General features: G+C 32.1%; 15 protein-coding genes and 5 pseudogenes. 11 read left to right on the top strand and 9 right to left on the bottom strand.

Annotated elements, in window-relative coordinates:
• Positions 1-8: 8 nt before the first annotated feature.
• A complete protein-coding gene (cidR, locus tag LG295_RS13550; protein ID WP_107530661.1) occupies positions 9-896 on the bottom strand; it encodes a cidABC operon transcriptional activator CidR in 888 nt (295 codons plus the stop codon).
• A 209-nt stretch (positions 897-1,105) separates the two neighbouring features.
• Here cidR and LG295_RS13545 point away from each other — a divergent pair, with 209 nt between their 5' ends.
• From LG295_RS13545 to LG295_RS13535, 3 genes are all read left to right on the top strand, one after another.
• Entirely contained in the window at positions 1,106-1,906 is an 801-nt protein-coding gene (locus LG295_RS13545; protein ID WP_107530662.1) for an HAD family hydrolase, read from the top strand.
• A 163-nt stretch (positions 1,907-2,069) separates the two neighbouring features.
• Entirely contained in the window at positions 2,070-3,449 is a 1,380-nt protein-coding gene (locus LG295_RS13540) for an MFS transporter (protein WP_107558622.1), read from the top strand.
• A gap of 361 nt (positions 3,450-3,810) precedes the next feature.
• Positions 3,811-4,881, top strand: coding sequence for an acyltransferase (locus LG295_RS13535; protein ID WP_107558327.1), 1,071 nt, complete (start codon positions 3,811-3,813; stop codon positions 4,879-4,881).
• Between the two features lie 169 nt (positions 4,882-5,050).
• Here the strand turns inward: LG295_RS13535 and LG295_RS13530 are convergent, their stop codons facing one another.
• The gene (locus LG295_RS13530; RefSeq protein WP_404476906.1) at positions 5,051-5,314 is read right to left on the bottom strand and encodes a TetR/AcrR family transcriptional regulator C-terminal domain-containing protein; all 264 of its coding nucleotides are present in this window, start codon (positions 5,312-5,314) and stop codon (positions 5,051-5,053) included.
• A gap of 36 nt (positions 5,315-5,350) precedes the next feature.
• On the opposite strand from LG295_RS13530, the pseudogene LG295_RS13525 reads away from it, so the two are divergent.
• The 3 pseudogenes from LG295_RS13525 to LG295_RS13515 form a co-directional block, all read left to right on the top strand.
• Positions 5,351-5,725: pseudogene (locus LG295_RS13525) on the top strand (CocE/NonD family hydrolase C-terminal non-catalytic domain-containing protein); the annotation flags it as partial.
• Between the two features lie 262 nt (positions 5,726-5,987).
• Positions 5,988-6,821 (top strand): annotated as a pseudogene (locus tag LG295_RS13520) (alpha/beta hydrolase).
• A gap of 78 nt (positions 6,822-6,899) precedes the next feature.
• Positions 6,900-7,019, top strand: a pseudogene (locus LG295_RS13515) (amidohydrolase); the annotation flags it as partial.
• 240 nt (positions 7,020-7,259) lie between these two features.
• On the opposite strand, the gene LG295_RS13510 reads toward LG295_RS13515, so the two are convergent.
• From LG295_RS13510 to LG295_RS13495, 4 genes and pseudogenes are all read right to left on the bottom strand, one after another.
• On the bottom strand, positions 7,260-7,433 hold the full coding sequence (locus LG295_RS13510) for a hypothetical protein (protein WP_404476903.1): 174 nt from the start codon (positions 7,431-7,433) through the stop codon (positions 7,260-7,262).
• Between the two features lies 1 nt (position 7,434).
• Positions 7,435-7,870, bottom strand: a pseudogene (locus tag LG295_RS13505) (IS5/IS1182 family transposase); the annotation flags it as partial.
• Complete coding sequence (locus tag LG295_RS13500; RefSeq protein WP_404476900.1) at positions 7,848-8,357, bottom strand: DUF418 domain-containing protein; 510 nt, start codon at positions 8,355-8,357, stop codon at positions 7,848-7,850. The gene LG295_RS13500 and the pseudogene LG295_RS13505, both read right to left, overlap by 23 nt.
• A 796-nt stretch (positions 8,358-9,153) precedes the next feature.
• Positions 9,154-9,345 (bottom strand): annotated as a pseudogene (locus LG295_RS13495) (ATP-binding protein); the annotation flags it as partial.
• Positions 9,346-9,377: 32 nt separating this feature from the next.
• Here LG295_RS13495 and LG295_RS13490 point away from each other — a divergent pair.
• Positions 9,378-9,461 carry a hypothetical protein gene (locus LG295_RS13490; protein ID WP_404476897.1) on the top strand — a complete coding sequence of 28 codons (84 nt, stop codon included), beginning with the start codon at positions 9,378-9,380 and terminating at the stop codon, positions 9,459-9,461.
• Positions 9,462-9,705: 244 nt separating this feature from the next.
• Here the strand turns inward: LG295_RS13490 and LG295_RS13485 are convergent, their stop codons facing one another.
• The 3 genes from LG295_RS13485 to LG295_RS13475 form a co-directional block, all read right to left on the bottom strand.
• On the bottom strand, positions 9,706-11,358 hold the full coding sequence (locus LG295_RS13485; RefSeq protein WP_107530672.1) for an FAD-binding dehydrogenase: 1,653 nt from the start codon (positions 11,356-11,358) through the stop codon (positions 9,706-9,708).
• A 601-nt stretch (positions 11,359-11,959) separates the two neighbouring features.
• The gene (locus LG295_RS13480) at positions 11,960-12,124 is read right to left on the bottom strand and encodes a hypothetical protein (protein WP_199186510.1); all 165 of its coding nucleotides are present in this window, start codon (positions 12,122-12,124) and stop codon (positions 11,960-11,962) included.
• 4 nt (positions 12,125-12,128) lie between these two features.
• Complete coding sequence (locus tag LG295_RS13475; protein ID WP_158262626.1) at positions 12,129-12,563, bottom strand: MarR family transcriptional regulator; 435 nt, start codon at positions 12,561-12,563, stop codon at positions 12,129-12,131.
• Positions 12,564-13,443: 880 nt separating this feature from the next.
• On the opposite strand from LG295_RS13475, the gene LG295_RS13470 reads away from it, so the two are divergent.
• The 4 genes from LG295_RS13470 (at position 13,444) to LG295_RS13455 (ending at position 20,134) form a co-directional block, all read left to right on the top strand.
• On the top strand, positions 13,444-15,018 hold the full coding sequence (locus tag LG295_RS13470) for a malonate decarboxylase subunit alpha (RefSeq protein WP_318832470.1): 1,575 nt from the start codon (positions 13,444-13,446) through the stop codon (positions 15,016-15,018).
• Positions 15,019-15,035: 17 nt separating this feature from the next.
• On the top strand, positions 15,036-16,562 hold the full coding sequence (locus LG295_RS13465; protein ID WP_107558320.1) for a class I adenylate-forming enzyme family protein: 1,527 nt from the start codon (positions 15,036-15,038) through the stop codon (positions 16,560-16,562).
• Between the two features lie 62 nt (positions 16,563-16,624).
• On the top strand, positions 16,625-17,833 hold the full coding sequence (locus tag LG295_RS13460; protein WP_107530677.1) for an acyl-CoA dehydrogenase family protein: 1,209 nt from the start codon (positions 16,625-16,627) through the stop codon (positions 17,831-17,833).
• 42 nt (positions 17,834-17,875) lie between these two features.
• The gene (locus LG295_RS13455; RefSeq protein ID WP_107558319.1) at positions 17,876-20,134 is read left to right on the top strand and encodes a 3-hydroxyacyl-CoA dehydrogenase/enoyl-CoA hydratase family protein; all 2,259 of its coding nucleotides are present in this window, start codon (positions 17,876-17,878) and stop codon (positions 20,132-20,134) included.
• Positions 20,135-20,143 lie beyond the last annotated feature (9 nt).

Here is a 20,143-nt window from a genome sequence, read left to right as displayed (position 1 = left end):
CTTGTTCTTTAATCATTCAATAAAAAGTTTTCTTGTAAAAATTTAATCCAATTTTTAGTAAGTGAATCGACTATTGTATCTCTTCTCCAAATAAGCGCTAACTCCCATTTCATCGATGCTTCATTGATGTTTATTGCTGTTAAATCAGAGTCTAATAATTCTAAAATGCCTTCTGGTAGCACACAAACACCCATATTATTTAAAAGCATTTCTCCAATAAAACTCCATTGTGTTGTTTCAAAAATAACATTTGGATTAAATCCATGGTTTCTACAAATATTAATAATTTTATCGTTTAGGTAAAAGTCAGAATTAAATAAAATAAACGCTTCATTTACTAAGTCTTCTATATCTATTTTATGTTTATCGGCTAGTTTATGGTTTTTATGTACGACGAGTTTTAAAGACTCCTCTAAAAATGAAAAAGTACTAAAAATTTTAGTGTCAGTTGGTAAAACGGTAATCCCCATATCTAAATCTCCATAATAAACATCATTTTCAATTTTTTTACTTCCATTTTCAAAAAGTTGAAAAGTTACATTGGGATAAGATTCATGGAACTGAGAAATTAAACTAATCAACTTTCGTATATTAATGATAGTGGGTATGCCTATTCTTAAATGGCCGGACTTCATTTCTAATAAATTGCTTAAATCGTTAGGAATGTTATCATACATTTTTAGCATCTCCTTACATTGGAAGAAAAATGCTTCGCCTGCGTCTGTTAAATAAATTTGATTTTTAAATCTGTGAAATAAAGTAACATCTAATTCATCTTCTAATAATTTGATTGTATTGCTAATGGTAGGTTGCGTAATAAACAGTTTTGACGCTGCCTTAGTCATGCTTTTTAAGTTAACCACTTCCACGAAGTACTTCATATGTCTGAGCTCCATAATATTTGCTCCCCTTAAATAAAAGCGTTATTTGTATGATTTTTTCATAATAAATTTATATATTTATTATATATCAACTATTAATATGGTAAAAGTTATCTATTTTTTACTTAATAATAGAATGTTTGTTTTATAGAATGTAAATATTGTTTTTTCTGATAACAAATAGATACAATTAGCATAAATATGAATCGTAGGGGTGCATTAAAGTGAACATTAAGCTTATTGTTGCAGATATGGATGGTACTTTTTTAAATAGTGACAGTCAATTTAATAGTGAATCTTTTCAATTATTAAAAGAAAATTGTGAAGAACATCAAATTCGTTTTGTATTTTGTACTGGAAAACAATGTGAGCGTGTGGAAAGTATTATTGGAGAGTTGTCCAAAGATACATTTATTGTTGGAGATAGTGCAACGAGGATTAAATATAATGGAGCGTTTATTTATAATGCCAAAATTGAAAATAAAAAAGGGAAAGAAATTATACAGACAATTCAAGATATTGACCAAACACAAACCATATTAGGTTGTACTGAACAGGGCGCTTATGTATTAAATCATATACCAGAAATTGAAAAGAAAATTGTGCATGGCTCATTTCAAAACGTAACGTACATCAATGATTTCGCTGAAGTTGAAGATGATTTCTTAAAAATTTCAGTTCATGATGCTACGGGAAATTGTAAGACTACTGCTAGTCAAATAAAACATTACGAGTCAGAGGTTTATATTATAGCTTCAGATGATGAGTGGATTGATATAGCTGATTTAGGCGTCAATAAGGGGACAACAATTCGTAGAATACAACGATTACTCCAAATAAGTCCTGCAGAAACAATAGCTTTTGGGGACGGGTTAAATGACATTGATTTGTTTAAAGCAGCTAAATATAAAGTTGCGATGGACAATGCATATCCAGAATTGAAAGAAGAAGCTAATTTAATAGCAAAAAATAACGATGAAGATGGTGTGGTACAAACATTGAATTTATTATTAGGTTTTAAATAAGTTGAAATAGGAAAAGTTACTAAAAAATAACTGAAAACGTTATAAAGCTTACGATCATACGTTATTTCTGTGATATTATCAGTTAGGAGCAGGATGATGAAAGATTTTTAAGAAACTTTCGTTATTCTAGCTTTATTATTGATATTAGGAGGCGTTTTACATCATGAGCACAAGCGAACATTCACGCTCTGGCAATAAATTGATTTTAGCAATTGTCTTAAGTATATTAACGTATTGGCTGTTTGCCCAATCGTTTATAAATATATCAACACCAGTTCAACAGACTTATCATACTACTCCAGGAATTTTGAATTTGTCTGTTAGTATCACTTCTTTTGCAACGGGTATTTTTATGGTAGGTGCAGGTGATATATCAGATAAAATTGGCCGCTTAAAAATGACTTATATTGGCATTGTTTTAAGTATTATAGGGTCACTATTAATTATTATTTCTGATATTACAGCACTACTACTTATTGGTAGAATTTTGCAAGGGGTCTCTGCAGCTATATTATTACCTTCAACAGTTGGTGTGTTCAACGATCAATTTAATGGTAAAGCATTACGTAGAGCTTTCAGTTATTTAATGATTGGTAGTGTAGGTGGCATAGGTTTAGCCTCTATGGTTGGAGGATTGATTGCTACATATATTAATTGGCAATCTAACTTTATACTATCTATCCTCATTGCAACTATTGCATTTATATTATTACTTGGTACAAAAGAAGAAGCTAAAGAAGTTATAGACAAACGGCCTTTTGATTATGTAGGTATGTTAATATTTGCGGTACTTATAGGAAGTATTACTTTATTTGCAACACAAGGCTTTGAACAAGGTTGGACAAGTCCTTTTTCAATGATTTGTCTAAGTATCTTTGTTATTTCGACTATTATATTTTACTTCTTTGAGCGCTGTAAACACTTACCATTTATAGATTTTGAGTTATTCCGCAATCGTGGTTTAATGGGATCATCTGTGATCAATTTTGTTTTAAACTCTGCTGTAGGTATCACAACGGTATTTAATATGTATGCCCAGACTGAACTAGGTTTGAGTTCATTCCAGTCGGGATTAGTTACGGTGCCTTATGTGATTATGGCAATTTTAATGATACGTTTAGGCGAGAAGATTGCGATGAAGCATGGCGGGAAACCAATGTTACTATTAGGGCCAGCTTTTCCTGCAATTGGTATTATATTTATCAGTTTAACTATTTTACCATCTGAATGGTATATTGCAGCAGTTACGTTTGGTTTTGTCATTTGCGCCATTGGTAATGGTTTATGTGCGACACCTGGTCTAACTGTTGCGATATTAACTATTCCTGATGAAAAGGTCGGGCTTGCATCAGGTCTTTATAAGATGAGTGCTACTTTAGGTGGTGCTTTTGGTATAGCAATGTATACGACTATTTTTGCGGCATTACAAGTTTCAAATAGTGCTAGCGTAGCAGCTGCTTGGTCAATGATTACAGGTGTAGCTCTAATGATTATTGGCATCATTGTAGCGCAAATTATTATTCCTAAAAATATAAAAGCATAATTTATTACGAGCAAATAAATATATAATAGCTATCTAGTCAGTACTATGAGGACAGAGTTAAGAAACTAATTTGAAAATTTTAGTTTCCATCCTGTCCTCTTTTTATTAAAATGTTTCAATTATATTAACTATAAGAAGATAAAGTGCATACTAGGTTTTGAAAATCATAAAAGAGCTACTTATATTGATGGACGATGGTGTGAACATAAATACATCTTAATTACTTGCAGATGAATTGTATGTATTTCCAATTATAATTACATATTATTTGTATTTTAATTTTATAATACGTGTTATCATAAATTAGTTGTAATTTTATTAAATTCACAAAATGCTTATAACAAATTTAGAGGTGCAGTATATGAAATACTATGGAGAAATCCCTGTCATAAGAGCTATAGCAACGATGTTAGTGCTTTGTATACATTTGACAGCACAATTATATAATTCTAATGGGGTTATCGTAGACCCAGTTTTATCTTATTTTAATCAAATAGCGAGGTTAGGTACGCCTATTTTTGCAGTAATTAGTGCGTTTTTACTTACAAGCTCGACACTAAAGCGTGAGTTTGAACTACCTTATTTTATTAAATCTAGATTCACAAAAATTTTAATACCTTATATACTTTGGACTACTTTATATATCATATTGAGAATGCTTTTAGGGAATACATATTATCCAGCAGGAACACCAATAATTAAGTATTATCTTTTAGGGACTGCGGAAATTCATTTGTACTTTATTTTAGTAGTGATTCAATTTTATGTATTATTTCCTTTTGTGCATAAATTGAAAAAAGGAGCACCCCTTATTATTGCATATATAATAGGTACGCTTATTAATGTGTTTTGGTTAAGCTATGGTAGTGGCAAAGTTACTTTGCATAGTGAAATGTTGAGTACGTTCGTTAACAGTAAAGTATTTATCTTAAATTGGATATCTTTCTTTTTCCTCGGTATCGGTTATGCGAAGTATTATAAGGAAATTAATGATATTGTTTTAAAATATAAAATATATTTCAAAATCATTGGACTACTTCTATTTGTCGATTTAATGATTAAAATTGATGTCACAAATTTATATGGTTCGACAAATGTTGCTAATGTCGTATATATACCAATTTTTTTGGCTTTATTAATCATATTTTATAATCATGTTAAAAATCATACATTGCTAACTCAAACGTTAACGGTTATAGGTAATTATTCTATGGGCATTTATTTAATTCATGTTTTTATAATTATGGTATATAGACAAACGCCGTATGTTGCTATTGTAAATAATCCATCTACGTTTGTTGTTTCATATATCATTGTATTATGTGTTTCAGTATTATCAATTTATTTAATAAGTAAATTACCTTTTTCTAGTTTCATTGTTCCCATTCCGTCTAAAAAAGCAATCGTCAATAAAAATCTAGAAAATAAATAAAAGACTTAGAGAAATATATGTGAACTGCACACAGTCAATTAAATAATTAAAACCACCGAATGGTCGCATTCATAGATATGCTATGGATGCGGCCATTTTTAATATGGGTTCGATTAGTAAATTAATGATAACACATTAAAAATAATAGAGATTTAAAACATAGAGACGTCTAAACTGATTTTTTAACAATGCCTATAGTTCCTTCTGTCACAATCTTATAAAAATGATGAATAAAATCCTCTTTTTTAATTCTTTTCTCATCTTGAACCCAATGTTTCAATAGTGCAATTCCTGCTCCAGAAACATAACTCATAAAATAGAAGACATGCCTTTCGACTATTTTATTGTCTTTACTTTTATATGCGCTTAGATGATTTTGAATCAGCATATGTAACTTCTCTTGCAACATTGAAACTTTTCCAATAATAAACATTGTTTTGTAGAACCCTATATTTACATCAATATGTTCGATCAAATAAGTCATCATACTTTTAACCATATAAGATGGGCAAGTTGCGTCGGATTGGTTACGTGTCTCTCACCGTGAATTAGATCAAGATAAATCCACAACGCTACAACCATGGCATACACATGAAAGCGAAGATAAACTTAATAAAGAAGAAATCGTACCTGTAGAAGTTGAAATTTTACCTTCTGGTACATTATTCAAACAAGGTGAAAGTATTCAAGTCGTTGTCAAAGCAAGCGAAGTTGTTAAAATAGTACACCTGGACTCAAAACACGTTATGAACACGGCGAAACTGTAAATAAAGGTACACATAATATTTACACAGGTGGGGACTATGATTCACACATACTCGTGCCAGTGATAAATAATAACTAATATTTATAACTATATTTGATACTGATAAATGAAGTTAAAATACTGCAAAAACTTAACAATATTGTTAAGTACTATTTATCGCTTCAAATGTGGGTTAATTCACAGGGTTGCTAATAATATACCGTACATCGGTTATATTATTATGAAAGTTAAATGCATTTTTAGACAGTGGGAAAAGAGTATTAAGTATATGAAAGGGAAATATCATATAGATAACTTATTAAGTAGTGCAACTCGAATTTTTATAACTGGAGGAAGCAAAATGAATAAATTTGAATTAGAAAGCGCGACATTAAATTATTATAAAGTAGGGCAAGGCCCTATACTTATTTTAGTGCCAGGAGCCAATGGTACAGGTGATATATTTTTACCTTTAGCAGAGCAGTTGAAAGATAACTTTACCGTCGTAGCTGTAGACCGTCGTGACTATGGTTATAGTGAGTTAACCGCACCTCTTCCTGAACGAGCGCAAAAACACGATGACGATTATCGTGTTAAACGTGATGCCAAGGATATTGCAGAACTGGCGAAACACTTAAGCGATGAACCAGTATATCTACTTGGGTCTAGTTCTGGCGCTATCGTTACCATGCATGTTTTAAAAGATTATCCAGAAGTAATTCAACAAACTGCTTTTCATGAGCCGCCCATTAATACGTTTTTACCAGATAGTAAATATTGGAAAGATAAAAATAATGAAATTGTAGAACAAGTCTTAACTTAAGGTTTGCAAATAGGTATGAAAACTTTCGGAGAAACGTTGAATATTTCAGCAATCGATGAAAAAAGTATGTCGCAACCTGTTTCCGAAGATGATGAAATGCAGAAAGCACAATATGAACGCATGATGTTTTGGGCGGAATATGAAATTAGACAGTACACCCATTCTGATATTAAATTAGGAGATTTATTACAGTACAAAGACCTCATAACGTTATTAAATGGAACTGACTCTAAGGGTTCATTTCCTCAAGATGTCAATTTCTATATTGCTGAACAAACGGGTATCAGAATCGCTGACATACCTGGCGGACATTTAGGATATATTCAGAAGCCAGAAGGTTTTTCAGAAATAATATTATCGATATGGACGTAATATTTTGATTAAACAATGAGATGAAAGGTGATTATGATGGAAAACAATAAAAAATTTTAGTAATGGGCGCTTCCGGTTGAAATGGTTAAAAATACATTTGGCATAGATAGAATACTTTACGCTGCTGACTATCCATATATTAAACCTGAAGAGCTTGGAACATTTTTAGAGGAATTAGGGTTATCGGAAGAAGACTAAGCCAAAACTAATTATAAAAATGCACAGCATTTGCTTAAACTTAGTGATAATTACCAATAGACTTAAACAAAGTGGAGAAGGAAAAAGCAAAGTACCATAGATAATTGTTCACAAATTAAGTTTTGTTATTACTGGTTTGAAATTCGACACGGTTAAGAGCATGGGACATAAAGTTCTTGGCCAAGTGAAAAAAGGCAATTTCTATTGAAATGATATGCTCCCTTCAAAGTTTTCACTTTTTCAGTGTCTACTTTGAAGGGAGTATATCAAATAATATAGAAATTGCCTTTTTCTTATATTAAGTGCCATTAATATAAATCCAAGTGCTCTTTTGACTTTATTTATGCCTCGCGCCGACATTCGAGTGAATCCCAAAATAGCCATCATAAATCTAAAAACAGGTTCTACATCAATTTTCCTTGATTTTAGTTCGCTTTTGACGTGCTTGCTTTCTTAACCGAATACATTTTTCATGTTCAATATGATGATTTAAATCTTTGATTTCTTTATCCAAATGAATACAAATTAAATCTATTTCTTCTTGTGTTAATTCATAATCATTAACTTCTTTAATCTTAGGTATGATTTTGCCTTTTATTAATTCATGATATAGAGCTTTAGAATCTTCATTCATTTTTGATTCATAGTTTTGAATACTCTTTTTTACACAAATGTATATCTATTGATATTAGCTTTCAGTTTTGTACTATCAATAAAATAGCCCTATCATCTATAAGATTTTGTTTCAGACATTGACTGGGAAATTGAATAAATAAAGCTTCTAATAGGTCATATTCTTTAGGATTTACTCTAAAACGATTAATTGTTTTATAAGAAGTTGTTTGATTTTCTAATGGGTTGGATTTTTAAATATGTACCACAACGCCATAACCATTCTAATGGACCAAATAAAAAATAATGCATCCATATGAATGAAAAAACAACCTGAAATGCAACAATTGCCACATATAATAAAAGCATGCCATAAGTATGGACAGTATAATTTGAAAGAATCGGTGTTAAAATAACAACGCCTATGATTGTTTGGCCTAAGTAATTCGTGAATGCCATTTTCCCATACGGAATCAATATAGAAAGGCATTTTTGTACTGGTGTAATTTGATATAGTAATAAAATTGTTAGTATATAAAATATACCAATAATAGGACCACTGTTCTGATTAAAGCTATGCAGTAATTCGTTACTTTGAATGAATAATGCAAGTACCCATATAAGGAGGGTAAGTGTTAAAAATAGTACCCAATATTTTTTTAATTTAGGCAATAAACTTTTATTTGTAAAAATACCGATATAGTAAAGGGCTTGTCCTAATAACATATGTCCTAATGTTGAGAGCATGACCATTAATAAAACAAATGAATTAAGCAAATTAGGAATATGAATCCCTTTTATTTCTAAAAATTTCGTTAATACAGGTAGAAAATTCCCCAAAATAATCAAAAAGACACCACAAATTAGTTTTATTGTATTTCGGATCTTTTGGAAAAGTAGTAAAAGTAAGCCCATGACTGCATATAGTTTAAGAATATCACCATCCCATAATAAGGAACTTGTTGCGCCCACCATAAATAAAAGAACCATTCGACGTATATGTACCCAAATGGTTAACCCTTTTTTTTGTAAATTATTTATAAAAATAGAAGTACTGACACCAAACAAAAAAGCAAATATAAAATGAAATTTATTTAAACTGAACATTTCTATATAATTAATAACTTTACTATCAAATGTGTTAATCTCTATACTTTTTGTATCAGAGGGTTCAAAAAAGTGAATATTAATTAATAGAATACCTATAATAGCTATACCACGTATAACGTCAATGAGGTTAATTCTTGTTAGCGAAGCTGTACCTTTTTGTACGTTCATTTTATCCCTCTTTTCCAATAATATAAAGCTTATTATACAAGGGGGGATAAAAAATGAAAATCGAATTTGACTTACGATTTTGTCACTTTAATGATTAGTTCATTTTATTTTTGTATATTTAGATTCTGCCCTAATCGAACAATAAAAAGTGCTTGTAAAATGCTATTGTCACTTTAGTTTGTATATGGGACAGGTTTTACTTAATAAATGAGAAAAAACAACGTAATTTAATATGTTACGTTGCTTTCTTTATACTTGGTATACCAATAAATATCATTGATAAATTCCATTCATCATAAATAGCTCTTCTTTGTTCTAAATGTTGTACTTTAAGGCGATGAACCTTATCTATTATAATTAAATTAATATATTTAAAGATATTACTATAATGTTTGCTATACTCATGTCCATACTTATTTTCGACACATAATTTTTGGAGTTATTTTTATAACTGTTAATATCTTTTTAATGCCTTACTTAGGTGCTGCGCTTACTACCAAAGCTGGTATGTTAGGTCAAATGCTAATGTCTTTAATTATTTTTTATCTATAATATTGAGTCATTTGTAATGACATTAATTATATATGCTCAGATATGCCTAATTGTTATTTCTCTTTTTTAAAAACATGAAGGGATAATTCACTTTAGAGAAATTATAAAGAGCTGCCTAGTCACACTTACACCAAAAATCCTTTCGATATGCCATTGGTCAGGGATTTGGGTTGATATAGGCACTATACTTTTTTAGTTTACTTATAAAGTTGTAGTAGGGGAGGACACAAATTATATTAAAAAGTTATTTTTTGTCTATACCTTTTGCAACTCTTATACCACTGAAGATACAACCGCCTAAAAATGTTCCTTCTAAAGCTCTGTATCCATGTAATCCGCCCCCTCCAAATCCGGAGGCTTCACCAGCAGCATATAGTCCTAAAATTTGTTTATTGTTTTTACCTAAAGCATTTCCATTTAAGTCAGTCTGAATACCCCCTAATGTTTTTCTACTTATTATATGCAGTTTAATTGCAATTAACTTTCCATTTTTGCCTCCTAAAATTTTATGAGGCTTTGCTGTACGCAACAATTTATCTCCTAAAAATTTTCGAGTCCCATTAATAAAAGTGACTTGGGGGTCTTTATTAAATTTGTTATCTATTTGTAAATCACGAGCTTCAATTTGCTCTTTTATTGTTTCATAATCAATAAGTTTATTTTTTGTTATATCATTCATTTTGATGACTAAATCTTTTAAATTTTCAGCTATTACAAAATCTGCTCCTTTATCTAAAAATTTAGCTACTGGAGTTGTAGATCGTCCTAGCAACCTCTCTTTAATTAATAATTTAATATCTTTATTTGTTAGATCTGGATTTTGTTCGGATCCTGAAAGGATAAATTCTTTTTTTATAATATCTTCTGTTAATATAAACCATGAATAATCATATCCTGTACTCATAATACTTTCTAACGTGTGAAGAGTATCAAATCCCGGATAGTCCGGAGATTTCAGCCTATTGCCTCTAGCGTCAAACCATAGTGATGAGGGACCCGGGGTAATTCTAATGCCATGCTTATTCCATATAGGGCTATGGTTTTGAATTCCCTCTGTATAATGCCACATACGATCTTTGTTAACTACATTTACGCCAGAATTCTCAGATATTTCTATAGCTTTACCATCTGTAGAGTCAGGAACGCCTTGAATCATATTTTCGGGAGGAGCTCCTAAACGTTTTGGCCAGTTTTTTTTAATCAGATCGAAATTAGCGCCTATTCCTCCTGTTGTAATTACTAGATAATCTACATCTAAAGAAAAGTGAGCCATTATATTACGAGATGATGGGCTCCCCCGTTCCACATCACTTGGTTCAAGGATGTTTCCCTTAATTTGTTTGATTTCATTATTCTGAATAATTATTTCATCAACTTGATGTCTTGGTAACAATTCAAACTGATTTTCTTTCTCTTTATTAAATACATATTTAATAAAAGGTTCTATTAACCCTGGGCCAGTCCCCCACGTTACATGAAAACGGGGTACTGAATTTCCATGGTTGGAAGCCGACGTTCCACCTCTTTCTGCCCAACCTAAAATAGGAGTTAGTTTAATGCCCATTTCTTTTAAATAATCCTCTTTTTCAAATGTTGCAAACTTTACATAAGCTTTTGCCCATTGATACGCCCAGTAATCTTCATCTTTCAAACGATCAAATTTAGCTGAACTTAACCAGTCATTTAGTGCTAATTCATATGAATCTTTGACGCCTAACCTTTTTTGTATTTTAGAATTAACAAGAAATAAACCGCCAAATGACCAAAATGCTTGTCCTCCAATTGCTTGACGAGGTTCTTGGTCGAGCATCGTAACTTTGTGTCCTTTTTTTAATAATTCTGTTGCTGTAACTAAACCACTTAAACCAGTACCTATAATAAAAATATGTTTTTTCATACAGAACTCCTTTCTTTATTTTTTCTGTATGCTTTCTTCATAAATTATAAGATATAAGCCAAATCATTATCAAAGGTATTAATTTTCATACTTTTTATATTATTTAAAGATACAAATACTCTGTTAAAAATCACTCCTAATAATAGTTGCTGTTAAAGTAATTTTTCAAGAAATCTTAGCGCTTGTCACATAATCATTACTAACATGGAAAACAATATCAGCATTGCCAACTCTGTATCAATAAAGTCCTTCACTAATAGATTTCTTATTACCATTTATAATGGTGGCTGGTGTTTATAATTTTATTCATACTGTATCACACCAAAAGAAATATTAATTAAATATTGCTGTGATCAAGGTTAATAAAGCGCTTAACAGATTAATTAATGCTGTTAAGCGCTTTTTATTATATGCCTTTATTTGAATTTTAAAGGTCATATTTTGGAGAATTAAGAGTTACTTTTATAGCTATTAAAACCAAATATGAGGCAAATAAATATATTATCATTCTACAAACCAAAAGATGAATAAAATAGTGACTAATTTTTAGACACTGCCATTTACATGCAAATTAGATTTTTATGTTTTGATATAAACGCATTTATACATCGTTCTTGATTTTTAATTCGTCGATATTAGATACTTTGTGGTCAGTAATTTGAATATAATCTTCTGCAAAGTATTTAGGGATTTGTTCTATATCTAAATTAATTAAAATATCATTGTATAAGTTTTCGATTTGTTCTTTTAATATGATTTTGTCCACGTTGTCACCCCTCTAATGCATTTGTTAAATCTTTAATAAAAATATCAATAGTTGCTAGTTCTTCATCATTATATTTCTCTAAAATGGATAAATATTTATTTATAATTTGATTATGCATATGTTCGTGTAGATTTGCGTATGCAATACCTTTGTTTAACAGCTTATAATATATCTTTTTATTATCTTGCCTTTTATCTTCTGCAATATATTCTAGCTGGATCAACTTTTTTGTAGCCTTTGTAATAGCAGGTGCAGAAATTTTAAGTTGCTCTTTTAACATTCTATTATTAACATTTTGCTCTTTTAAAATAATAGCTAGTATATGAAACTGTGTGATTGATAAATTGTCTTGGTTATCATCTAACGAAAAATGACGTTGTTGATTTTCTTTAATCTGAATCAACTTAGTGATTGATTTAATGACATTTTCTTTATTCATAGTACACCTCTTTATTGTTAACTGGTTAACAATAATATAACGCATATTCATCGAAGGGCAAACTAAAAAGCAATCTATTTAGATTAAATATGTAAAAAAGGCGAGCAAGCAGACACTTATTTGAAATATCTTGAAGTAAAAAACACTTTCGCTTAATAAATTTGGCGAAAGTGTTTGGTTTGATTTTTTATAACAAATGTCCTGTCTGTGTGCAATTATATTAACAAATTAAAGTCCTAAAGCAGCAATTAAATCAACGATTGGTCCTAATAATCCAGATAACATAATCAAGCACCCCCTTGTTTAGTTTGATATCATCACGACGCCTATGAAATCAGAATATGAAGTATTGTCCATGGATCTTGAATCAAAGAAATTAAAGTCCTAAAGCAGCAATTAAATCAACGATTGGTCCTAATAATCCAGATAACATAATCAAACGCCCCCTTGCTTTGAATTTATATTACATTTACATATTATTATAAAAGTTTTAGTATTCAAAATTTGTGTAAAATAACATAACTTAAAGCGTTAATTTTCTTAACAAAACAAATTTTTTTGAGTTATATAACTTGAATAATAGGACACTATTAAACAGTCAGCACGTGTATTCTCAGGTTTTATTGCATCTGGATGATTAATAGATAATATTAGGTAAATTAGATGAAGCATATTAACGGAAAAATGCTTTTTAGTTGCTAGATACACTTATAATTAAATCTGAGAAAGGTGTTTGTTTGTAAAATTTGAAATTTTTGCATAATTTTCAAAAATAATGGTATATTACATGTAAGGGCTTACATTTTTAAAAAAGGAGAGGCTTTAAAAGGGGGAAATTATGTATAATAGTTTGGATTAAATAAAGATAGGAGACACCTATATGAAAATTATTCCATTTTCAGATTTAACAAGTATCATTAAAAAAGGTGATGTTATAGCTCTGGCAGCCTTATCAACGGCTAATTTACCAGCTGAGATATTGAAAACGTTAGTCGAACATAATGATGAAGATCAATCTTTTAAGGATTTTACTTTTATGCTAGCGAATGACATTAGTGATTATCGTGGAGATAGTTATGATTTAGATTCTTTTACTACAAGGGGTATGATTAAGCGATTAATTACAAGCATCATTACGGGTTCACCAGAAACCATCAATGCAATGCGTAATAATGACATTGAAGCATATTATTTACCACAAGGCGTGATGACGACACACTATAGAAATAAAACAGATGCGTCACCAGGCATAATATCTAAAATTGGTCTAAATACTAATGTGGATCCTCGTTACTCAGGAGGTAAAGTCAATACATGCACAACAGAGGATTTAGTGTCATTGATAGAAATTAATCATCAAAAATATTTACAGTATCATTTTCCTGATATTGATATAGCACTATTAAGAGGTACATATGCCGACACAGATGGAAATATTTATATGACTCATGAGGCCCATTTAGGTGAAGGTTATAGTTTGGCAGCTGCAACACATAGGAATAAAGGAAAAGTGATTGTTCAAGTTAAAGATGTTGTAGAAAAAGGCAGCTTTAACCCAAGCGATGTATTTATTCCGGGAAAGCTAGTGGATTATGTAGTGATTAATACAAATCCAAAGCTTCATAGACAGGTCATACAAACACAATATGATCCTGCGCTCTCTGGTCATTATCAAATCGTTAAGATGCGAGAACCATATATAGCTTTAGGTACCCGTAAAGTTATTTTGAGGCGTGCAGCTCAATTTTTACTCGAGGGAGACGTAATCAGTATTGGTTTTGGCATCAATAATGAATTATCCAATGTGTTAGTTGAAGAACAAGTGAATCATCTGGTACAACCAAATATCGATACAGGTGTTTTCGGTGGTTTAATCAGTAGTGGATCACGATTTGGTATGAACTATAATTTGAGCGCCCGTATGAGACACGACATGACATGGGACTTCATTTATAACGGTGGTTTAGATGTAGCGTATCTCAGTTTTGCCGAAGTTGATCAATATGGAAATGTAAATGTTTCAAAGTTTGGAGATAAAATGAATGGCTGTGGTGGCTTTATAGACATCAGCCAAACAGTGCATACCATTGTTTTTTCAGGTTCGATGGTTGTCGGGGGTCAACTATCATATGAAAATAACAAAGTAACTGTGAAGCAAGAGGGGCATACTTCAAAGTTTGTAAAGCATATTGGTAATACGGATTTTAACGCCCGTAACGCATTGGAACTAAAGCAAGAAGTTTATTTTGTAACAGAACGCGCAGTTTTTAGATTAACGTCTAAGGGGTTGGAACTTCTTGAGATTGCACCTGGCTTGGATTTAGAAAAAGATATTTTAGCACATATGGCATTTAGACCTATCATTGCAGATGATATCAAAGTGACCAATAGCGATATTTATCAAGATGAATGGGGAGGATTGTCTCAAGCAATTAAGTCGGAACATCGTATTTAAATAAGGGGGAGAAAAATATGAACTACGACTGGATTAAAACAAGAGCAACGTTTGATGATAATAAAGCCGCAGTGATTGATCCATTCAAAGGCACTGAATGGTCCTATAAAGATTTAAATATTCGTGCAGAGAACTTAGCCAATTATTTACAAGATCAAGGTATTAAACGTGGTGATGTCGTTGGTATATTCACACCTAATGATGTCGCGATATTGGATTTAATGTTTGCTTCATTTAAATTAGGCGCAGTTTACTTGCCAATTAATTGGCGTCTAAAAACACAGGAGATTGATAGTGTTATTACTGATTCAAATGTGAAACTCATTTTCTACGCTGAAAAGCACGTTTCAAGTTTAGAAGGCGTTGCTGACGAATTACTGCACATGGATATAGATTCAAAAGTATATGATGATATTGTGGATCCAACGCAACATCGTCCTTTCAATACTGTAAGTGTTGAAGGAAGCGATTTAGCTTCGTTAATGTATACAAGTGGTACGACGGGGTTGCCTAAAGGTGTTATGTTTTCATATGACTCTTTTGTAAATAATCCAATTAATGTAGCGCTAACTTATAAAATTAATTCGACGTACACAACTATTATTTCAACACCTATGTTCCATGTATTAGGATTTAATGATTTGACGCTACCTTTATTAATGGCTGGTGGCACACTTATACTCCAACGTTACTTTAATGGAGAATCTTTAAATGATTTGATGGCTCAGTACAAACCAAATTATTTAATTCAGATTCCAACGATGTATTATGCCATGTTAGTAGCTGAAAATTTTGACCTGAAAAATTTTGAAAGTATTGATTTCTTAATTCAAGGTGGCTCAGCGCCATTACCAATGGTACAAAAGAAATTTAATAGTATGGGATATTCTATTATTAACGGCTATGGTTTAACTGAAGCACCACTCGTCATGGTTAATACACCAGAAAATGGAGCGCAGAAGCCTGGTAGTATTGGACAACCGGTAATGTTCATGGATATATGCATATTTGATAATAATTTTGAAGAAGTGGAAGTTGGAGAAATTGGTGAACTTGGGGTTCGTGGGAATAACATAACACCTGGTTATTGGAATAAACCAGAAGAAACTGCAAAAACATTTCATGGTGAATATTTCTTAACTGGTGATTTAGCTAAAGTAGATGAAGACGGTGATGTTTATATCGTTGATCGCCGCAAAGAAATGATTATTACTGGTGGCGAGAATGTATTACCTTCCGAAGTTGAAGCGGTATTATCAGAACACCCACTTGTAGCTCAAGGTGTTGTTGTCGGATATGATAGCCCTAAATATGGTGAATCAGTTTCTGCTGCAGTTGTACTTACTGAGGATGACCCAGACTTTGAACGTAAGTTAGATGAACATATGCGAGAGAACATTGCAGGTTATAAAATACCGAGACTATATCTAAAACTGACACATATGCCATTGAACTCTACGTCAAAAGCAGATAAGTTGGAACTTCAGAAATACATGAATGATAAAGCTCAGAAGTTAGCTCAAGATAAAGATGAATTAAAATAATTATTAAGTAAAAAATTTTCGACGAAAATGTAAGCGCAAACATTACAATGGAGGTTTTAATTATGCCAACAAAAGAAGAAACAATCAAAGCACTGTACCCAGAGGATATATTAAGCATCGCAAAAGATTTAACGGAAGGTGAAGTTAAGCTGCTAAAACAGTTGAATGACATGTTAGAAGAAAAATACCGAGATTCAGTCAATGAGCATTGGTTAAATGCTACTGAACCAGAAGATTATTTCGAAGAGTTGGGTAAATTAAATTATTTCAGAAATCCATTACTTTTTGAAGGGCGTGAAGGTGCGCAAACACCAAGCCAAATGTTCCAATTCTTCATGTCTTATACAATAGCAAGATTTGATGTCTCTTTAGCGACATTGTTAGGTGTGCATCAAGGATTAGGTCATAATTCATTTTGGTTTGGTGGTAGTAAAGAACAACAAGCTTACTACTTACCAAAATTACAATCTCATGAATTGCGTACATGTTTCGCACTTACAGAACCAGAGCATGGATCTGATGTTGCAGGTGGGTTAGAAACGACAGCTAAAAGAGAAGGTGATGAATGGATTATCAACGGTGAGAAAAAGTGGATTGGCGGTGCAAATGTAGCCGATGTTATGCCCGTATATGCGGTTGATGTCGATACAGGTAAGCCAAAAGGTTTCATCATTGAACCAAGTCAAGAAGGTGTGGAAATAGAACTATTAGAACATAAAATTGCACTGAGAATTGTTCCTAACGCAAAGATTCGTTTGAAAAATGTAGTCGTTAAAGAGGAAAAACGCTTGCAAAATATCAATTCTTTTAAAGATATTGCGAAAGTCTTGTACTCTACACGTGCTGGTGTGGCTTATATGGCTACAGGTGCTATGGCTGGTGCTTTGAGAGCAACGACGGACTATGTAACAAAACGTAAACAGTTTGGTAAAGAAATTAGCAAGTTCCAGTTAATTCAAGAAAAATTAGCCATGATGCAAGGTAATTTAGCGCAAGCAATGGCTACATGTGCACAGCTTGCTCGTATGCAAGGCAATGGAGAGTATGATGAAGTAGCGACTTCAACTGCGAAAATGATGAACTCATTAAGATTAAGAGAATCTGTAGCTATGGGACGTGGTGTACATGGAGGTAATGGTATTTTAGCAGGAGAATATGATATCGCTAGATTCTTTGCAGATGCTGAAGCTATTTACACTTATGAAGGTACACATGAAGTTAATGCCTTGGTAATTGGAAGAGCAATCACGGGTGACTCAGCATTTATTTAACACACATATCTGTAGTTCAAGAAAAAATTTGGAGGGTTTAGTATGACGATAAGAAAAGCAACAGTATTAGGCGCAGGTACAATGGGCAGTCAAATCGCAGCCCTGCTTGTTAACGCAGGACTAAAAGTAAAACTGTTAGACATTGTGATTGATGAAAATGATCCTAATAAAATTTCAAGAAAAGCATATGAGATTATAACAAATCCTAAACGTCCACAATTATTTGATTTAGCATTTGCATCTAATTTATCTTACGGTAATTTCAATGAAGATTTAGTAGGACAAGATGATGCGGATATTTATATAGAAGCCGTTAAAGAAGAAGTAGAGATTAAACATCAAGTTTGGAATCAAGTGAAAGACGTTGCCAAAAAAGAAGCGATATTTGCGACTAACACGTCAGGAATTCCAATTGAATCAATCGCAAATGTATTTGATACACAAGATAAAGAAAGATTTTTTGGAATGCATTTCTTCAATCCACCACGTATTATGAAATTAGTGGAGGTCATTCCAAATAGCAACACTTCTGATAAAGTTATTGCACGTGTGCAAGCATTTGCTGAAGACGTACTTGGTAAAGGTGTCATTGTTGCAAATGACGTGCCAGGATTTGTTGCTAACCGCGTAGGTACTCAAACGATGAATGACATTATGTATAGAGCTGAACAACAAGGATTTTCTATTACAGAAGTAGATGCATTAACGGGTCGAAGTATTGGGCGTCCTAAGATGGGGACGTATGGTTTATCTGATTTAGTTGGGTTAGATATTGCTTTAGCGGTTATCAAAGGATTGCAAAGTATTCCTGAAGAACAACCTTTCTTCCACGATGTTAAACTATCTGAAAAATTAGTGGAAAATGGTGCATTAGGTAATAAAACTAAACAAGGATTTTATAAAAAAGTAGATAAAAAACGTTATGTGTTTGACCCAGAACAGAATGAATATGTAGCGCCCGAGCAACCACAATTAGAAATTTTAGGTAAATTCAGTAAAGACTTAGCTAATAACTTAGATGTTATCTTTAATGCACAAGATGACGCAGGTGTGTTCTTGTGGGAAACATTAAGAAATAATTTCTATTATTCAGCAGTTAATGTGCCAAAAGCTGCAGAATCCTTTAAAGATATTGATCGCGCATTAGTATGGGGGTTCAATTGGAAACTAGGCGCATTTCAACTATGGGATTTAATGGGATTCGAACGTGTGAAATCACGTATGAAAGAAGAGTTAGGGCAGCTACCAGATTGGATAGAGCAACGTACGGCACCATTCTATAGTGAAGGTGAATCTATCGAACGAATTACACCAGTAGCAGAATATATTGATGAAGAAATTTGGAATAAAGAGGATTCAAATTTATCAGTAGCCAATAAGGATCAACTTTTATTAAAACTACAAAGTAAAAATAATGTAATTTCAAATGGTTTCCTTGATGATTTATTAGATGCAATTAATAAATTAGAAAGCGAAGACTATACGAGCATGGTCATTTATGGTGGTGGAAACAACTTTAGTGTTGGTGCGAACTTATTCCAAATGAAAAAAGCACATGAAGAAGGTCGCGTAGTAGAAGAAGTTGGCGCAGCAGTTGAACAACTACACCACGTCTTCTCTAGATTGAAATATTCATTGAAACCAGTTGTGACAGCAGTTCACGGTAGAGCCTTAGGCGGTGGTTGTGAATTAGTTTTACATTCACCAATCGTAGTTGCTGCAAGTGAATCTTATATAGGTCTTGTTGAAACAGGGGTTGGCTTGTTACCTGCTGGAGGTGGCCTTGCTGAATTAACAGATAGAGTGCTACGTACGAATCATAAAAATGATGATAAACAAAAATCAATTACGGATATATTGATGCAAATCGGTTTTGCAAAAGTTTCAACTAATGCTTATGAAGCTATCAGATTTGGTTATTTAAGAAACACAGATACAGTAATTTTAAATACTGAGAGACGTGTAGAGGTAGCCTTAAACAGAGCGCGTTATGAAGCAGAAACAAATTATGTACCAACGCCAAAAACACAATATATAGCGTTAGGAAAAGACTTCAAAGCATTAGCTGAAGGCCAGTTAGATGCACAACGTATGGGTCATTTTATCAGTGACTATGATTATGAAATTACGTTGAAAGTGGCAGAAGTATTGTCAGGTGGAGATATTCCACGTAACACTTACGTTAATCAAAGATATTTGCAAAAACTTGAAAAAGAGAGATTTTTAGAACTTTTACAAAACCAAAAAACGTATGACAGAATTTCACACATGTTAGAAAAAGGTAAACCACTACGTAACTAATATCATTAA

This window comes from Staphylococcus pseudoxylosus (assembly GCF_044794325.1).
GTDB lineage: Bacteria > Bacillota > Bacilli > Staphylococcales > Staphylococcaceae > Staphylococcus > Staphylococcus pseudoxylosus.
The sequence above is the reverse complement of the archived record's forward strand: the minus strand, read 5'-3'. Positions and strand labels throughout refer to the sequence as shown.

Bases quoted from the DNA above. Each gene is read 5' to 3' on its own strand.
- LG295_RS13530 (WP_404476906.1), bottom strand. From the start codon at position 5,314: ATGTTTATTATTGGAAAAGTTTCAATGTTGCAAGAGAAGTTACATATG.
- LG295_RS13465 (WP_107558320.1), top strand. From the start codon at position 15,036: ATGAACTACGACTGGATTAAAACAAGAGCAACGTTTGATGATAATAAA.
- LG295_RS13470 (WP_318832470.1), top strand. From the start codon at position 13,444: ATGAAAATTATTCCATTTTCAGATTTAACAAGTATCATTAAAAAAGGT.
- LG295_RS13485 (WP_107530672.1), bottom strand. From the start codon at position 11,358: ATGAAAAAACATATTTTTATTATAGGTACTGGTTTAAGTGGTTTAGTT.
- LG295_RS13455 (WP_107558319.1), top strand. From the start codon at position 17,876: ATGACGATAAGAAAAGCAACAGTATTAGGCGCAGGTACAATGGGCAGT.
- LG295_RS13490 (WP_404476897.1), top strand. From the start codon at position 9,378: ATGCCTTACTTAGGTGCTGCGCTTACTACCAAAGCTGGTATGTTAGGT.
- LG295_RS13540 (WP_107558622.1), top strand. From the start codon at position 2,070: ATGAGCACAAGCGAACATTCACGCTCTGGCAATAAATTGATTTTAGCA.
- cidR (WP_107530661.1), bottom strand. From the start codon at position 896: ATGGAGCTCAGACATATGAAGTACTTCGTGGAAGTGGTTAACTTAAAA.
- LG295_RS13460 (WP_107530677.1), top strand. From the start codon at position 16,625: ATGCCAACAAAAGAAGAAACAATCAAAGCACTGTACCCAGAGGATATA.
- LG295_RS13475 (WP_158262626.1), bottom strand. From the start codon at position 12,563: ATGAATAAAGAAAATGTCATTAAATCAATCACTAAGTTGATTCAGATT.
- LG295_RS13535 (WP_107558327.1), top strand. From the start codon at position 3,811: ATGAAATACTATGGAGAAATCCCTGTCATAAGAGCTATAGCAACGATG.
- LG295_RS13500 (WP_404476900.1), bottom strand. From the start codon at position 8,357: ATGTTATTAGGACAAGCCCTTTACTATATCGGTATTTTTACAAATAAA.